Here is a 14,836-nt window from a genome sequence, read left to right on the forward strand (position 1 = left end):
GGGCGCTGCGCAGATAAGCAGCAGCGCGGTTGACGCCAGTGACTAGCCGCCACCGATGGCGTGAACCACTTCCACCTGGTCGCCCTCGTTGAGGGCGGTTTCGGCGTGCTGGCTGCGCGGAACGATATCCAGGTTGAGTTCCACCGCGATCCGCCGTCCGGTCAGTTCCAGATGGCTCAGCAGGGCCGCAACGGTCGAGCCGTCGGGCAGTTCAAGGGATTCACCGTTCAACTGAATGCGCATGCCAAGGCCGCCATCATTTTTAGGGGCCAGCATTCTAGCCCGATCATGACCTAAAGGTCAGCTACAAGCGTCAGCCGGCGACTTGCAGGCGCCAGGCGGCGAGCCCCAGCAGGAACCAGCCGACCAGGAAGGCAACGCCGCCGAAGGGGGTGATGATGCCCAGCTTGCTGATGCCGGTCAGGGTCAGCAGGTACAGGCTGCCGGAGAACAGCAGGATGCCCAGGGTGAAGGCTCCGCCGGCCCAGGTCACCAGGCGCCCGGGAATGTGCGCCGCCAGCAGGGCGACGCCGAACAGCGCCAGGGTATGCACCAGCTGATAGGTCACGCCGGTATGAAAAATAGCCAGGTATTCCGTGCTCAGGCGGTTTTTCAGGCCGTGGGCGGCGAAGGCCCCGAGGGCAACCCCGGTGAAACCGAAAAAGGCGGCCAGCATCAGGAAGCCACGCAACATGAGGAACTCCAGTCAGATTCAGCACAAAGGGTCTGTATAATGGCGCGCTCAACGGGTTCGGCCAAGCCATCTCTATGCTGCGTTATCTGTTTCGTCGCCTTGTAAAAGCCTTGATGTGGTTCGCCGTCGCCAGCGTCCTGCTGGTGCTGTTGTTCCGTGTAGTGCCACCACCGGGCACCGCGCTGATGGTCGAGCGCAAGATCGAATCCTGGATCGACGACGATCCCATCGACCTGCAACGCACCTGGAAACCCTGGGACGAAATCTCCGACGATCTCAAGGTTGCGGTGATTGCCGGTGAGGACCAGAAATTCCCCGAGCACTGGGGCTTCGATATCGACGCGATCCAGGCGGCCTTCGCCCACAACGAGCGTGGCGGTTCGATCCGTGGCGCCAGCACCCTGAGCCAGCAAGTGTCGAAGAACCTGTTCCTGTGGTCCGGCCGCAGCTACCTGCGCAAAGGCCTGGAAGCCTGGTTCACCGCACTGATCGAAGTGCTCTGGCCGAAACAGCGGATCCTTGAGGTCTACCTCAACAGCGCTGAATGGGACGAAGGCGTGTTTGGCGCCGAGGCCGCCGCGCGCCACCACTTCGGCGCCAGCGCCGCCAATCTGTCCCGACAACAGGCCAGCCTGCTGGCCGCAGTCCTGCCCAACCCACGAGTGTGGAGCGCCGCACGCCCGAGCACCTATGTCCAGCAACGAGCCGGCTGGATCCGCCGGCAGATGAGCCAGCTGGGTGGCGCCGACTACCTGAATCGCCTGAACCAGACACGCCAGCCCCCTTGGGCCCAGTAAACCAGAAGGTCCTGGTTTTCCGGGTCACCGCCTCGCGGCACCAAGCCCGGAAACAAAAACGCCCCGATCATCTCGGGGCGTTTTGCATGACGCTTAGTCGTTAAGCGGCGATGGACAGTTTCAGCTTGTTCATCGCGCTCTTTTCCAGCTGACGAATCCGCTCAGCCGAAACGTTGTACTTCTGCGCCAGGTCATGCAGCGTGGCTTTTTCCTCTGCCAGCCAACGCTGATAGAGGATGTCCCGACTGCGCTCATCCAGCACTTCCAGCGCTTCATGCAGGTTGCTGGTGGAGTTGTCAGTCCAGTCCGCGTCTTCCAGCTGCAACGCCGGATCGTAGCGATGGTCTTCCAAGTAGTTGGCCGGCGACTGGAAGGCGCTGTCGTCATCCGCTTCGGCAGCCGGATCGAAGGCCATGTCCTGACCGGTCAGGCGACTCTCCATCTCGCGCACTTCACGGGGTTCCACGCCAAGGCTTTCCGCCACGCGATGGACTTCCTCGTTGTTCAGCCAGGCCAGACGTTTCTTCTGGCTGCGCAGGTTGAAGAACAGCTTGCGCTGCGCCTTGGTGGTCGCAACCTTCACAATCCGCCAGTTACGCAGGATGAACTCGTGAATCTCCGCCTTGATCCAGTGCACCGCAAAGGACACCAGACGCACACCCATCTCGGGGTTGAAGCGCTTCACGGCTTTCATCAGGCCAACGTTGCCTTCCTGGATCAGGTCAGCCTGGGCCAACCCGTAGCCGGAATAGCTACGGGCGATATGTACGACAAAACGCAGGTGGGCGAGCACCATCTGCCGAGCCGCCTCAAGATCCTGCTCATAGTAGAGACTCTCGGCCAGTTCACGCTCCTGCTCCGGGGTCAGCAATGGAATGCTGTTTACCGTGTGTACATAAGCCTCCAGGTTTGCGCCTGGAACCAATGCGTAAGCAGGTTGCAAAGAAGTGGTCATACGAAAAAACCTCCGACTCACATAACTCGTGCCATTAGGCACTGCGAAAATTGACCGGAAACCGCGAAACAAGTTCCCATAAACACTGAAAGGTCAATACAAGCAAAAAGACACTACTTCGGTGCCAGCTCCCTCAGGTGGCGGGCCACCGCAATCCACGCACCGATATAACCCAACAGTACCGCCCCTAGCAAGAGCGACAGACCATCGGCAACCGGCACACCCGCAAGGGCAAAATCACTGCCGTACAAACCAGCCAGACCGATTACCGCATCGTTCAACCAGTTCAGGCCGAACGCCAACACGCCCCAGGACAGAATCCCCGCGCCAAAACCATACAGCGCGCCCATATAAAGGAAGGGCCGACGAACATAGCTGTCCGTGCCGCCGACGAGTTTAATCACTTCTATCTCTGTGCGGCGGTTTTCAATATGAAGACGAATGGTATTGCCTATCACCAAAAGTAATGCAGAAACCAGCAGCACGGTCAGACCGAAGACAAACCGGTCTCCCAGCTTGAGGATGGCCGCCAAGCGCTCGACCCATACCAGGTCCAACTGCGCCAGTTGCACCTTGGGCATTTCCGCCAGGCGCTGACGCAAGGCTTCAAGCGTCGCCTTGTCCACTTCGTTGGGCGTCACCAGCACCACGCCCGGCAGCGGGTTATGGGGCAACTCGCGCAATGCCTCGCCCAGCCCGGACTGCTGCTGGAACTCTTCCAGGGCCTTTTCCTTGCTGATGAACTCGGCATCCGCCACGCCGGGCAGGCCCTTGATCTCTTCGCTGAGCTTCTCGCCCTCGACACCAGAGGCGCCCAGGTCCAGGTACAGCGAGATCTGCGCCGCGCGCTGCCAGGAACCGCCCAGGCGCTCGACATTGTTCAGTAACAACGACAGGCCCATGGGCAGGCTCAGGGCCACCGCCATCACCAGGCAGGTAAAGAAGCTGCCGATGGGCTGCTTGCCCAGGCGCCGCAGGCTGTCCAGCAGACTGGCGCGGTGACTTTCCATCCACGCTCGCAGCAGAGTGCCAAAATCCGGGCCGTCGTCTTCGTCGCGTTTTTTCTTTGGCGGCGGTGCTTCGGACGCCTTGGGCGCTACGCGCTCCGCCACTTTTGGGGTACGTGTGGCACTCATACGCCGGCCTCCCCATCGCCGATCAAGCGACCGCGTTGCAGGGTCAGCATGCGGTGGCGCATGCGGGCGATCAGCGCCAGATCGTGACTGGCGATCAGCACGCTGGTCCCCAGGCGGTTGATATCTTCAAAGACGCCCATGATTTCCGCCGCAAGGCGCGGGTCGAGGTTACCGGTGGGTTCGTCTGCCAACAGCAGCGCCGGGCGATGCACGATGGCCCGGGCGATGCCGACGCGTTGTTGCTGGCCGGTGGACAGGTCGCCAGGGTAGAGATCGGTTTTATCCGACAGTGCTACACGCTCCAGGGCCGAGTCCACGCGCTTGGCGATTTCCGCCTTGGACAGGCCCAGGATCTGCAGCGGCAAGGCGATGTTGTTGAACACTGTGCGATCGAACAACAGTTGGTGATTCTGGAACACCACGCCGATCTGCCGGCGCAGGAACGGGATCTGCGCATTGCTGATCTGCCCAAGGTCCTGGCCAGCCAGCAACAATTTGCCAGTGGTCGGGCGCTCCATGGCCAACAGCAGGCGCAGCAAGGTGCTCTTGCCGGCGCCGGAATGGCCGGTGACAAACAGGAATTCGCCGCGACGGACGCGAAAGCTCAGCTCATGCAGGCCGACGTGGCCGTTGGGATAGCGCTTACCGACCTGTTCGAAACGAATCATGAACGCTCCCGCTCGGCAAACAGTGCCTGGACAAAGGGTTCTGCTTCAAAAGTGCGCAAGTCATCGATGCCTTCGCCAACGCCGATGTAGCGGATCGGCAGGCCGAATTGCTTGGCCAGGGCAAAGATCACCCCGCCCTTGGCGGTGCCGTCGAGCTTGGTCAGGGCCAGGCCAGTCAGGGCCACGGTCTGGTTGAATTGCTTGGCCTGGTTAATGGCGTTCTGGCCAGTACCGGCGTCGAGCACCAGCAGCACCTCGTGGGGCGCGTCGGCGTCGAGCTTGCCGATCACCCGGCGGACCTTCTTCAGCTCTTCCATCAGATTGTCTTTGGTGTGCAGGCGACCCGCAGTGTCGGCGATCAACACATCGATGTTGCGCGCCTTGGCTGCCTGCACCGCATCGAAGATCACCGAGGCCGAGTCGGCACCGGTGTGCTGCGCGATCACCGGGATCTTGTTGCGCTCGCCCCAGACCTGCAGTTGCTCCACAGCCGCGGCCCGGAAGGTGTCGCCGGCGGCGAGCATGACTTTCTTGCCTTCCAGCTGCAGCTTTTTCGCCAGTTTGCCGATGGTGGTGGTCTTGCCAGCACCGTTGACGCCCACCACCAGGATCACGAAGGGCTTGTTTTGCGCGACGATCTTCAGCGGCTGCTCTACCGGCTTGAGCATGCCGGTCAGTTCGGCCTGCAGCGAGGTGTACAGCGCATCCGAATCGGTAAGCTGCTTGCGGGCGACTTTCTGGGTCAGGTTCTGGATGATCACCGACGTGGCTTCAACCCCGACGTCAGCGGTCAGCAGGCGGGTTTCCAGGTCTTCCAGCAACTCGTCGTCGATGGCTTTCTTGCCGAGGAACAGGCTGGCCATGCCCTCGCCGATGCTACTACTGGTCTTGGACAGACCCTGCTTGAGACGGGCGAAGAAACCGACCTTGTTCTCCTCACTGCGTGCCGGCTCGGCAACTGGCTCGGGCTCTGGTGCCGACACCGCCGCCAGTTCAGCTACAGGAGCAGGAGCAGGAGCAGGAGCAGGAGCAGGAGCAGGAGCAGGAGCAGGAGCAGGAGCAGGAGCAACAGGCTCGGGGGCAACGAATGCGGGGGCTACTGGAGCTTGAACGTCTATCACCGGAGCCGCTGCAACCACAGGCTCCTGGACAACAACCTGCACAGGACTTGCCGTCACGGCCGGAATCGGCGGCGTCACATGCTCCAGTTGCACCTCTTCCACCAATGCCACCGGTTCTTCCGCCACCGGCAAGGTCAGCCAGGGCTTGTGCTCCGGGCTCGGGGTCAGCGGCAGTTCGGGCGCGAGCATCGGCGCCGGCTCTGGCTCGACTTGAGGTTGCAGCACAGGCTCGGCCAGCGGCAGTACCACCGGCTCGGCAGGTGCAATGCTCGGAGCAGGCTCGGCAACAGGTGCCGCGGCAGGCTCAACAAGAACTTGTGGTTGTTCGACAACGGCTTCCTGCGGTTTTTTACGCAGCCATCCGAACAGGCCTTTCTTCTCGCCAGCCGCGGCTGGGGTCTTTTTGTCGTCGTTGGAACCAAACATGGAGGACGGCTATCTCAAGGTAGCGATGCGCCAGTGGGCGCCTCGGCAAATAAATATTCGATGCAGAACAGACTACGATTAACCCAGCTTGTTCACGCGCAACATTTTGTCGAAGTGCTCAATAGCACCTCAAGGCTCGACTTTACTTAGGACTGGAACGGCAAAATCGGCGAAAGAGCGAAGTTTAGCGGATAAAACCGCGCCTCTTGCCGGTAACTCATACAACCTGCTCAAGCACATCCTGATCCGCGAAGACCTGATAGGCGTGGCCGCCAGTAAAACGGATCAGTATCCTAGCACCTCCTCGCCCGCCGACGCTAAGAACACGCGGGCAGCCCAACAGGTTTAAAAACGAATGAATGCTCTAGCCCGCCGCGCCGCAGGCCTGCTGCTCAGCACAGTTTGTCTGCCCCTTGCAGCCCTGGCTGCCGACCCGCAACCCACCCACGAATTCACCCTCGACAACGGCCTCAAGGTCATCGTCCGTGAAGATCATCGCGCCCCCGTGGTGGTCTCCCAGGTCTGGTACAAGGTCGGTTCCAGCTACGAAACCCCGGGCCAGACCGGTTTGTCCCACGCCCTGGAACACATGATGTTCAAGGGCAGCGAGAAAGTCGGCCCCGGCGAAGCCTCGTTGATCCTGCGGGACCTGGGTGCCGAAGAGAACGCCTTCACCAGTGACGACTTCACCGCTTATTACCAGGTACTGGCCCGCGACCGCCTGGGCGTGGCCCTGGAACTGGAAGCCGATCGCATGGCCAGCCTGCGCCTGCCGGCCGACGAGTTCAGCCGCGAGATCGAAGTGATCAAGGAAGAACGTCGCCTGCGCACTGACGACAAGCCGATGTCCAAGGCCTATGAACGCTTCAAGGCAATGGCCTACCCGGCCAGCGGCTACCACACCCCGACCATCGGCTGGATGGCCGACCTGAACCGGATGAAGGTCGAGGAACTGCGCCACTGGTACCAGGCCTGGTACGTACCGAACAACGCCACCCTGGTGGTGGTCGGCGACGTCACCCCGGACGAGGTGAAAACCCTGGCCCAGCGCTATTTCGGTGCGATCCCCAAGCGTGACGTGCCGCCGGCGAAGATCCCCATGGAACTGGCCGAGCCCGGCGAGCGCCTGATCACCCTGCACGTGAAGACCCAACTGCCGAGCCTGATGCTGGCCTTCAACGTACCCAGCATCGCCACTGCCGAGGACAAGCGCTCGGTGAATGCCCTGCGCCTGGCGGCGGCCCTGCTGGACGGTGGCTACAGCGCTCGTATCCCGACTCAGCTGGAGCGCGGCGAAGAGCTGCTGTCCGGCGGCTCCACCGGTTACGACGCCTACACCCGCGGCGACAGCCTGTTCATGCTTTCGGCCACCCCCAACAGCCAGAAGAAGAAAACCATCGCCCAGGCCGAAGCCGGGCTGTGGCGCTTGCTGGACCAGTTGAAAACCACCCCGCCCTCCGCCGAAGAACTGGAGCGAGTACGGGCCCAGGTCATCGCCGGGCTGGTCTACGAGCGTGACTCGATCACCAGCCAGGCCACTGCCATCGGCCAGCTGGAAACCGTCGGCCTGTCGTGGAAACTGATGGACACCGAGCTGGCGGAACTGCAAGGCGTGACCCCGGAAGACATCCAGAAGGCCGCCCGCACTTATTTCACTCGGGAGCGTATGAGCGTGGCCCATGTACTGCCTGAGGAGTCCGCTCATGAGTAAGCGCAAGAATGCTTCACCGATCCTGCTGGGCCTGGCCCTGGTGGCCCTGCTCACTGCCGGTGGCCTGTACCTGTCGCGCTCCGGCGAATCCAATGCCAGCCAGGCCCTGGACAACGCCAAGTCCAGCCAGAAGCTGCAATCCCTGGCCGAGCTGGATGGCAAGGCCCCCAGCCATCGCGACCTCAATGTGCAAACCTGGAACACCGCCGAAGGCGCCAAGGTGCTGTTCGTCGAGGCCCGCGAGCTGCCGATGTTCGACATGCGCCTGATCTTCGCCGCTGGCAGCAGCCAGGATGGCAACACCTCCGGCCTGGCCCTGCTGACCAACGCCATGCTCAACGAAGGCGTGGCCGGCAAGGACGTTGGCGCCATCGCCCGGGGCTTTGAAAGCCTGGGCGCGGATATCGGCAACGGCGCCTACAAGGACATGGCCGTGGTCTCGCTGCGCAGTCTCAGCGCTGTGGATAAACGCCAGCCGGCGCTGAAACTGTTCGCCGAAGTGGTGGGCAAGCCGACCTTCCCCGCCGACTCCCTGGCACGAATCAAGAACCAGTTGCTCGCCGGCTTCGAGTACCAGAAGCAGAACCCCGGCAAACTGGCCAGCCTGGAACTGATGCAGCGCCTGTACGGCAACCATCCCTATGCTCATCCCAGCGAAGGCAATGCCAAGAGCGTTCCGGGCATCACCCTGGCGCAGTTGCAGGCCTTTCATGCCAAGGCCTATGCCGCCGGCAACGTGGTGATCGCGCTGGTGGGCGACCTCTCGCGCAGCGACGCCGAGGCGATTGCCGCGCAGGTTTCCGCTGCACTGCCCAAGGGCCCGGCCCTGGCGAAGATCGAGCAACCCGTTGAACCCAAGGCCAGCGTCGGCCATATCGAGTTCCCGTCAAGCCAGACCAACCTGATGCTGGCGCAACTGGGGATCGACCGTGACGATCCGGATTACGCCGCAGTGTCCCTGGGCAACCAGATCCTCGGCGGTGGCGGTTTCGGCACCCGACTGATGAGCGAAGTCCGCGAGAAGCGCGGCCTCACCTACGGCGTCTACTCCGGCTTTACCCCGATGCAGGCCCGCGGCCCGTTCATGATCAACCTGCAGACCCGTGCAGAAATGAGTGAGGGCACCTTGAAGCTGGTGCAGGACGTGTTCGCCGACTACCTGAAGAACGGCCCGACCCAGAAGGAACTGGACGACGCCAAGCGTGAACTGGCCGGCAGCTTCCCACTGTCCACCGCCAGCAACGCCGATATCGTCGGCCAGCTGGGGGCCATGGGTTTCTACAATCTGCCGTTGAGCTACCTGGAAGACTTCATGCGTCAATCCCAGGAGCTGACGGTGGAACAGGTCAAGGCCGCCATGAACAAACACCTGAGCGTCGACAAGATGGTCATTGTCAGCGCCGGTCCTACCGTCGCGCAAAAGCCGTTGCCGCCCCCCACTGACAAACCCACCGAGCAGCCGCTCGGGGTTCCGGAGCACTAATGGCCCGTCCAGCCCGTCCCAGCAAGAAACCCGTCCACAACCAGCACAACGGTGTGGGCCAGCTGCGCATCATCGGCGGCGAATGGCGCAGCCGTAAGCTGAGCTTCCCCGACCTGCCGGGGCTGCGGCCGACTCCGGACCGGGTGCGCGAAACCCTGTTCAACTGGCTCGCGCCTCATGTCGCCGGAGCCAAGGTCATCGACCTGTTCGCCGGCAGCGGCGCGGTATTCCTCGAAGCCCTGTCCCGTGGCGCCGCCACGGGCCTGGCCCTGGACAGCAACAACGTCGCGATCTCCAGCCTGCGCGAGCACCTGGGCACCCTGCACTGCACCGTAGGCCAGGCGCAGACCGCCGACGCCCTGCGCTACCTGGAAACCCAACCGGCGACGCCCTACGACCTGGCATTCCTCGACCCGCCGTTCAACCAGAACCTGCTGCCCGCGGCCTGCGCCCTGCTGGAAGAGCGCGGCTGGCTGGCGGAAGACGCCTGGATCTACACCGAAAGCGAAACCCCGCCGTCAACCCTGGGCCTGCCCGGGCGCTGGCGCCTGCACCGTGAACAAAAATCCGGGCAGGTGTATTACTCGTTGTGGCAACGTATGGCTGAGAGCGCCGCTTAGAACCCGTTGAGGCTCTAGCGAGCGACGCTCAGGCAAGGCAAAAATGGCCGAGAAAGCGCAGTTCAAGGGCAAGAGTGGGTATATCGAAGGCATTTTTGATGCCCCGTGAGCCAAGCGCAGCAGATCCTGAACCGGTTCTTTACCTCGGCCGTAACAGATGCGTAGCCCGCCCGGGCTGCGCACCGCCGCATCGAGACCCTTCCCGTGGCTGATTCGCCTGATCGCTTTATCCCTGCCTTCGGCCTGGGCAACCCGCACCTGCAAACCCTGTGGGGCCCGCTGTGGCGCCCGACTACTCACCTTGAGCGCCAGCGCGAGCGCCTGTGGCTGGAAGACGGCGACTTTCTCGATCTTGACTGGCACGGGCCCCATAGCGCCGAGGCGCCGCTGGTACTGGTGCTGCATGGCCTGACCGGCTCCTCCAACTCGCCTTATGTCGCCGGCCTGCAAAAGACCTTGGCGGCCCAGGGCTGGGCCAGTGCAGCACTGAACTGGCGCGGCTGCTCCGGCGAACCCAATCTGCTGCCCCGCAGCTATCACTCCGGCGCCAGCGAAGACCTGGCCTCGGCCATCGCCCACCTGCGAGCCAAGCGTCCCCAAGCGCCGCTGTACGCGGTGGGTTATTCCCTGGGGGGCAATGTGCTGCTCAAGTACCTGGGGGAAAGCGGCAGCAACAGCCCGTTGCAAGGGGCCGCGGCGGTGTCGGTGCCGTTTCGCCTGGATCAATGCGCGGACCGCATCGGCCAGGGCTTTTCCAAGGTCTATCAGGCGCACTTCATGCGCGAGATGCTGGCCTACATCAAGGACAAGCAGCGCCAGTTCCAGCACGACGGTCGCCACGAAGGCCTGGCGACCCTGGCGCAGCTCGGCTCGCTGGAAAAGATGCGGACCTTCTGGGACTTCGATGGCCGGGTCACCGCGCCACTGCATGGGTTCGCTGATGCCCAGGACTATTACCGTCGCGCTTCCAGCCGCTATTTCCTCGGCGAGATCCGCACCCCGACCCTGATCATTCAGGCGGCGGACGATCCGTTCGTATTTCCTCACAGCCTGCCCGAAGCCGCCGAGCTGTCCGCCAGTACCCAATTCGAACTTCAGGCCCGGGGCGGCCACGTGGGTTTTGTCGAAGGCACGCTGAAACGCCCCAGCTACTACCTGGAACGGCGCATTCCGCAATGGCTGTCAGAGCTGGGCCGCCATGGATAAGTCCGCCCGGGAGTCGATCCGTTTCTGGCAGGCCGCGCCCCTGGCGGGGGTAGAACTTCTGGCTGCGCGGTATATCGAACAGCGCTTCGTGCCCCATGTGCATGACGGCTATGTGATCGGCATGATCATGGCCGGGGCCCAGCGCTACCGTTATCGCGGCGCCGAGCACCTGGCAGGCAGCGGCACCCTGGTGCTGATCAATCCGGATGAGCTGCACACCGGGGCCAAAGGCGCCGAAGACGGCTGGCTGTATCGGGCCTTCTACCCCGACAACCAACAGATTCTCGGTTTACTGGAGGAGTTGGAACTGCCCAGCGGCAGCCTGCCGACCTTTGGGGCGACGCTGTACCGCGATGCGGATCTGGTCAGCGGCTTCGCCCGTTTGCACCATCTGCTGGAAAGCCCGGCCACAGCCCTGCAACAGCAGACCCAGTGGCGGGAAATGCTGCTTCTGCTGTTGCAGCGACACGCTGCGGTCAAGGCACCGGGTGAACCTGGGCAGGAACACCGGGCGATTGTGCAAGCCAAGGAGTTGCTGCGGGCGCAATTGGCGGCACCGCCGTCACTGGAGGAATTGGCCGCAGCCGTGAATCTGTCACCGTTCCACTTTGCCCGAGTGTTCCGCCGGGCCACGGGGATTCCGCCCCATACCTGGCTGATGCAGCAACGCATCGCCAAGGCCCGAGCCTTGTTGCGCGACGGTTGCCTGCCGCTGGAAGTCGCGACTCAGTTGGGGTTTGCCGACCAGAGTCACCTCAGTCGGCAGTTCAAGCAGGTTTACGGCGTAGCGCCAGCGGCCTACCGCAGTGCACTGCAGGCCACCTGACGCGGCAACGGCCGTGGCGCGGGCACTTGTTCCTTCGCGCCCCCAACCACATCGGGTTCAGTCGCCGGTGGCAACAGCCCGCTGCGGATCGGTGATCCATTCGCTCCAGGAACCGGCGTACAGGCTGCCCAAGGGGTATCCGGCCAGACACAGGGCAAACAGGTTGTGGCAGGCGGTCACGCCAGAACCGCAGTAGGCCACCAATTGCTCCGGGGAGCGGCCCGCGAGCTTCTCGGCAAAACGCTGCTTGAGCTGCTCAGGTGGCAGGAAACGCCCGTCGCTGCCCAGGTTGTCGGTGAAGGCTGCGCATTGCGCCCCGGGAATATGCCCGGCCACCGGGTCGATCGGCTCCACTTCACCACGAAAGCGCGGCAAGCCGCGGGCATCCAGCAGGGTCAGGTCAGGCTGACCCAGGCGCCGTTGCAGGTGCTCGGCATCCAGCAACAGGCTGTTGTCCGGCTGGCCGCTGAACTGCCCTGGCAGCGTTTCCGGTGGATCCAGGCTCAGGGGCAGGCCGGCGGCGTGCCAGGCTTTCAAGCCGCCATCAAGAATGAACACTCCATCGCGCTTGCCGAGCCAGGCCAGCAACCACCAGGCACGGGCAGCAAAAGCTCCGGGGCCATCGTCGTACAACACGATCTCGCTGTGGTTATCGATGCCCCAGGCCTGCAAGCGCGTCACCAGTTGCGTCGGCGCCGGCAAGGGATGCCGACCGGTCACGCCCTTGCTCACCGGCCCACTGAGGTCGCGCTCCAGATCGGCGAAATGCGCCCCGGCAATATGCCCTTCGGCATAGCTGCGCTGTCCGTAATCCGGGTCCTCCAGGGCAAAGCGACAATCCAGAAGCACCAGGCCGGGTTGCTGTTTCTTCTGGTCCAGGGCTAGCGGGCTGATCAACTGCGCGAGGGGCATGGCGGGCTCCTGTGAATAAGTTGGAGGTTGATCCTACTGCACTTCTTCCAGGGCTTGGGCCAGGGGCACGTAAAACTCTTCGAACAGGCCATTGACTGCCTCCCGGGCCTGATCGGTAACAAACCCGGCCTCCAGCACCAACACCTGATAGACGCCGCGCTTGATCGCTTCCTCGCTCAAGTGCGTGGAGCTCTCACGAGTGGTGCACAGAAAGCGCACCCAGGATGTGAGGATGATCCAGGCGTTGAGGGTCAGGGATTCGATCTGCACCTTGTCCATGGCAACGATCCCGGCCTCGACGAAGCGCCCGTAGATGGCCATGCCCTGGATCAGGCAGCGCTGGGAAAAGCGCCGATAGCGCGCCGCCAGTTCGGCGTCACTGTCCAGCAGGTGTTCCAGGTCGCGGTGCAGGAAACGGTAGCGCCACATGGCCGCCAGCAGCGCCTGCAGGTAGTAGCGCTTGTCTTCGACGGTGACCGCGCGCCCGGGTGGCGGGCGCAGGAAGCTGTCCACCAGGCTTTCATATTCGGCAAACAGCACGGCGATAATCGCCTGCTTGTTGGGGAAGTGGTAATACAGGTTGCCCGGAGAAATCTCCATGTGCGCCGCAATATGGTTGGTGCTGACGTTGCGTTCACCCTGCTGGTTGAAGAGCTCGAGGCTGAACTGAACGATGCGTTCGCGGGTTTTTATGCGTGGGGCCATGGGCTTGGGCTTTAATCAGAAGGCTGGCGTGCATCTTACGGTCTATCCCCCTGGGGATAAATCACGAGCGGCACAGGATGGCAATTGACAATTTAGAGCATAAGCTCTAAAAACTAGCCAGCCAATAAAAACCGGAGCCCGTCCATGTCTGCCGACATCGCTTACCTGCAGGATTCCCTTCAGCAACAGGACGCGCTACTGGAGCTGTTCGAAGCTCAACGCCGGGCCTTTGCCGCCCATCCGATGCCGCCTGCCGCGCAACGCCTGCAATGGCTCAAGTCATTGCAGGACTTGCTGAACAGCGAACGCCAGGCGCTGATCGACGCCATCAGCCAGGACTTCAGCAACCGCAGCGCCGACGAAACCCTGCTGGCAGAACTGATGCCGAGCCTGCATGGCATCCACTACGCGCGCAAACACCTGAAGGGCTGGATGAAGCCGTCGCGCCGCGCCGTGGGCCTGGCCTTCCAGCCGGCCTCGGCCAAGGTGGTCTATCAACCGCTGGGGGTGGTGGGCGTCATCGTGCCGTGGAACTACCCGCTGTACCTGTGCATGGGCCCGCTGGTGGGTGCGCTTGCCGCTGGTAATCGGGTGATGCTCAAGCTCAGCGAATCGACCCCGGCCACCGGCCAACTGCTGAAGCAGCTGCTGGCCCGGGTGTTCCCCGAGGACTTGGTGTGCGTGGTGCTCGGCGAGGCCGAAGTCGGCATGGCCTTCTCCAAGCTGCGCTTCGATCACCTGCTGTTCACCGGCGCCACCAGCATCGGCAAGCACGTGATGCGCGCCGCGGCAGAGAACCTGACCCCGGTGACCCTGGAGCTGGGCGGCAAGTCCCCGGCCATTGTCTCCAACACCGTGCCCCTGAAGGACGCCGCCGAACGCATCGCCTTCGGCAAGACCATGAATGCCGGGCAAACCTGCGTTGCCCCGGACTACGTACTGGTGCCGGAAGAGCGCGTCGGTTCATTTGTCGAAGCCTATCGCCAGGCCGTGCGCAGCTTCTTCCCGACCCTGGCCGACAACCCCGACTACACCGCGATCATCAACCAGCGCCAGTTGGTACGACTCAACAGCTACCTGAGCGACGCCACCAGCAAGGGTGCGCTGCTGGTACCGCTGTTCGAGCAGAGCCAGGAACGGCGCCTGGGCCATAGCCTGCTGCTGAATGTCAGCGACGATATGACCGTGATGCAGGACGAGATCTTCGGCCCGATCCTGCCCATCGTGCCCTACAAGACCCTGGACCAGGCCTTTGCCTACATCACCCAGCGACCGCGGCCGCTGGCGCTGTACTACTTCGGTTATGACAAGGCCGAGCAACAAAGGGTGCTCGACGAAACCCACTCCGGCGGCGTGTGCCTCAACGACACCCTGCTGCACGTAGCCCAGGACGACCTGCCGTTTGGCGGGATCGGCCCTTCCGGCATGGGTCACTACCATGGTCACGAAGGTTTCCTGACCTTCAGCAAGGCCAAAGGGGTATTCATCAAGCAGCGCTTCAACGCCGCCCGCCTGATCTACCCGCCTTATGGAAAATCGATCCAGAAACTCATCCAGAAGCTGTTCATTCGTTAAC

Annotated in this window: 15 protein-coding genes; 7 read left to right on the forward strand and 8 right to left on the reverse strand. The window is 62.8% G+C overall.

What is annotated here, in order from left to right; all coding sequences use genetic code 11:
* Nucleotides 1-42: 42 nt before the first annotated feature.
* Together thiS and GV819_RS24555 are read right to left on the reverse strand one after the other, a co-directional pair.
* Nucleotides 43-243: a sulfur carrier protein ThiS gene (thiS, locus tag GV819_RS24550; RefSeq protein WP_161758635.1), complete on the reverse strand. Its 201-nt coding sequence runs from the start codon at nt 241-243 to the stop codon at nt 43-45.
* A gap of 70 nt (nt 244-313) precedes the next feature.
* Entirely contained in the window at nt 314-694 is a 381-nt protein-coding gene (locus GV819_RS24555; RefSeq protein WP_161758636.1) for a DUF423 domain-containing protein, read from the reverse strand.
* A 74-nt stretch (nt 695-768) separates the two neighbouring features.
* Between GV819_RS24555 and mtgA the strand changes: the two genes are divergently transcribed.
* Nucleotides 769-1,491, forward strand: coding sequence for a monofunctional biosynthetic peptidoglycan transglycosylase (gene mtgA, locus GV819_RS24560; protein WP_161758637.1), 723 nt, complete (start codon nt 769-771; stop codon nt 1,489-1,491).
* 100 nt (nt 1,492-1,591) lie between these two features.
* Here the strand turns inward: mtgA and rpoH are convergent, their stop codons facing one another.
* The 4 genes from rpoH to ftsY form a co-directional block, all read right to left on the reverse strand.
* Complete coding sequence (rpoH, locus tag GV819_RS24565; protein ID WP_161758638.1) at nt 1,592-2,446, reverse strand: RNA polymerase sigma factor RpoH; 855 nt, start codon at nt 2,444-2,446, stop codon at nt 1,592-1,594.
* Between the two features lie 113 nt (nt 2,447-2,559).
* Complete coding sequence (gene ftsX, locus GV819_RS24570) at nt 2,560-3,582, reverse strand: permease-like cell division protein FtsX (protein WP_161758639.1); 1,023 nt, start codon at nt 3,580-3,582, stop codon at nt 2,560-2,562.
* Nucleotides 3,579-4,250, reverse strand: a complete 672-nt coding sequence (ftsE, locus tag GV819_RS24575; protein WP_161758640.1) for a cell division ATP-binding protein FtsE — start codon at nt 4,248-4,250, stop codon at nt 3,579-3,581. The genes ftsX and ftsE overlap by 4 nt, the downstream gene beginning before the upstream one ends.
* Entirely contained in the window at nt 4,247-5,797 is a 1,551-nt protein-coding gene (ftsY, locus tag GV819_RS24580; protein ID WP_161758641.1) for a signal recognition particle-docking protein FtsY, read from the reverse strand. The genes ftsE and ftsY overlap by 4 nt, the downstream gene beginning before the upstream one ends.
* Before the next feature lie 355 nt (nt 5,798-6,152).
* On the opposite strand from ftsY, the gene GV819_RS24585 reads away from it, so the two are divergent.
* From GV819_RS24585 to GV819_RS24605, 5 genes are all read left to right on the forward strand, one after another.
* On the forward strand, nt 6,153-7,508 hold the full coding sequence (locus tag GV819_RS24585; RefSeq protein ID WP_161758642.1) for a M16 family metallopeptidase: 1,356 nt from the start codon (nt 6,153-6,155) through the stop codon (nt 7,506-7,508).
* Nucleotides 7,501-8,991: a M16 family metallopeptidase gene (locus GV819_RS24590; RefSeq protein WP_161758643.1), complete on the forward strand. Its 1,491-nt coding sequence runs from the start codon at nt 7,501-7,503 to the stop codon at nt 8,989-8,991. The genes GV819_RS24585 and GV819_RS24590 overlap by 8 nt, the downstream gene beginning before the upstream one ends.
* On the forward strand, nt 8,991-9,611 hold the full coding sequence (gene rsmD, locus GV819_RS24595) for a 16S rRNA (guanine(966)-N(2))-methyltransferase RsmD (protein WP_161758644.1): 621 nt from the start codon (nt 8,991-8,993) through the stop codon (nt 9,609-9,611). The genes GV819_RS24590 and rsmD overlap by 1 nt, the downstream gene beginning before the upstream one ends.
* 204 nt (nt 9,612-9,815) lie before the next feature.
* Nucleotides 9,816-10,817 carry a hydrolase gene (locus GV819_RS24600; protein ID WP_161758645.1) on the forward strand — a complete coding sequence of 334 codons (1,002 nt, stop codon included), beginning with the start codon at nt 9,816-9,818 and terminating at the stop codon, nt 10,815-10,817.
* Complete coding sequence (locus GV819_RS24605; protein WP_161758646.1) at nt 10,810-11,643, forward strand: AraC family transcriptional regulator; 834 nt, start codon at nt 10,810-10,812, stop codon at nt 11,641-11,643. The genes GV819_RS24600 and GV819_RS24605 overlap by 8 nt, the downstream gene beginning before the upstream one ends.
* Nucleotides 11,644-11,700: 57 nt before the next feature.
* Here the strand turns inward: GV819_RS24605 and GV819_RS24610 are convergent, their stop codons facing one another.
* Both GV819_RS24610 and GV819_RS24615 read right to left on the reverse strand, forming a co-directional pair.
* Nucleotides 11,701-12,555, reverse strand: coding sequence for a sulfurtransferase (locus GV819_RS24610; protein ID WP_161758647.1), 855 nt, complete (start codon nt 12,553-12,555; stop codon nt 11,701-11,703).
* Between the two features lie 33 nt (nt 12,556-12,588).
* A complete protein-coding gene (locus tag GV819_RS24615) occupies nt 12,589-13,260 on the reverse strand; it encodes a TetR/AcrR family transcriptional regulator (protein ID WP_161758648.1) in 672 nt (223 codons plus the stop codon).
* 144 nt (nt 13,261-13,404) lie between these two features.
* Here GV819_RS24615 and GV819_RS24620 point away from each other — a divergent pair, with 144 nt between their 5' ends.
* The gene (locus tag GV819_RS24620) at nt 13,405-14,835 is read left to right on the forward strand and encodes a coniferyl aldehyde dehydrogenase (protein ID WP_161758649.1); all 1,431 of its coding nucleotides are present in this window, start codon (nt 13,405-13,407) and stop codon (nt 14,833-14,835) included.
* Nucleotide 14,836 lies beyond the last annotated feature (1 nt).

The sequence above is a fragment of the Pseudomonas sp. Fl5BN2 genome (assembly GCF_009908205.1).
Classification (GTDB): domain Bacteria; phylum Pseudomonadota; class Gammaproteobacteria; order Pseudomonadales; family Pseudomonadaceae; genus Aquipseudomonas.

Excerpts from the sequence above, each read along its gene's own strand:
- ftsE (WP_161758640.1), bottom strand. The coding sequence starts at position 4,250 with ATGATTCGTTTCGAACAGGTCGGTAAGCGCTATCCCAACGGCCACGTC.
- GV819_RS24605 (WP_161758646.1), top strand. The coding sequence starts at position 10,810 with ATGGATAAGTCCGCCCGGGAGTCGATCCGTTTCTGGCAGGCCGCGCCC.
- thiS (WP_161758635.1), bottom strand. The coding sequence starts at position 243 with ATGCGCATTCAGTTGAACGGTGAATCCCTTGAACTGCCCGACGGCTCG.
- GV819_RS24615 (WP_161758648.1), bottom strand. The coding sequence starts at position 13,260 with ATGGCCCCACGCATAAAAACCCGCGAACGCATCGTTCAGTTCAGCCTC.
- GV819_RS24620 (WP_161758649.1), top strand. The coding sequence starts at position 13,405 with ATGTCTGCCGACATCGCTTACCTGCAGGATTCCCTTCAGCAACAGGAC.
- GV819_RS24585 (WP_161758642.1), top strand. The coding sequence starts at position 6,153 with ATGAATGCTCTAGCCCGCCGCGCCGCAGGCCTGCTGCTCAGCACAGTT.
- rsmD (WP_161758644.1), top strand. The coding sequence starts at position 8,991 with ATGGCCCGTCCAGCCCGTCCCAGCAAGAAACCCGTCCACAACCAGCAC.
- mtgA (WP_161758637.1), top strand. The coding sequence starts at position 769 with ATGCTGCGTTATCTGTTTCGTCGCCTTGTAAAAGCCTTGATGTGGTTC.
- ftsY (WP_161758641.1), bottom strand. The coding sequence starts at position 5,797 with ATGTTTGGTTCCAACGACGACAAAAAGACCCCAGCCGCGGCTGGCGAG.
- GV819_RS24590 (WP_161758643.1), top strand. The coding sequence starts at position 7,501 with ATGAGTAAGCGCAAGAATGCTTCACCGATCCTGCTGGGCCTGGCCCTG.
- GV819_RS24555 (WP_161758636.1), bottom strand. The coding sequence starts at position 694 with ATGTTGCGTGGCTTCCTGATGCTGGCCGCCTTTTTCGGTTTCACCGGG.
- ftsX (WP_161758639.1), bottom strand. The coding sequence starts at position 3,582 with ATGAGTGCCACACGTACCCCAAAAGTGGCGGAGCGCGTAGCGCCCAAG.
- GV819_RS24610 (WP_161758647.1), bottom strand. The coding sequence starts at position 12,555 with ATGCCCCTCGCGCAGTTGATCAGCCCGCTAGCCCTGGACCAGAAGAAA.
- rpoH (WP_161758638.1), bottom strand. The coding sequence starts at position 2,446 with ATGACCACTTCTTTGCAACCTGCTTACGCATTGGTTCCAGGCGCAAAC.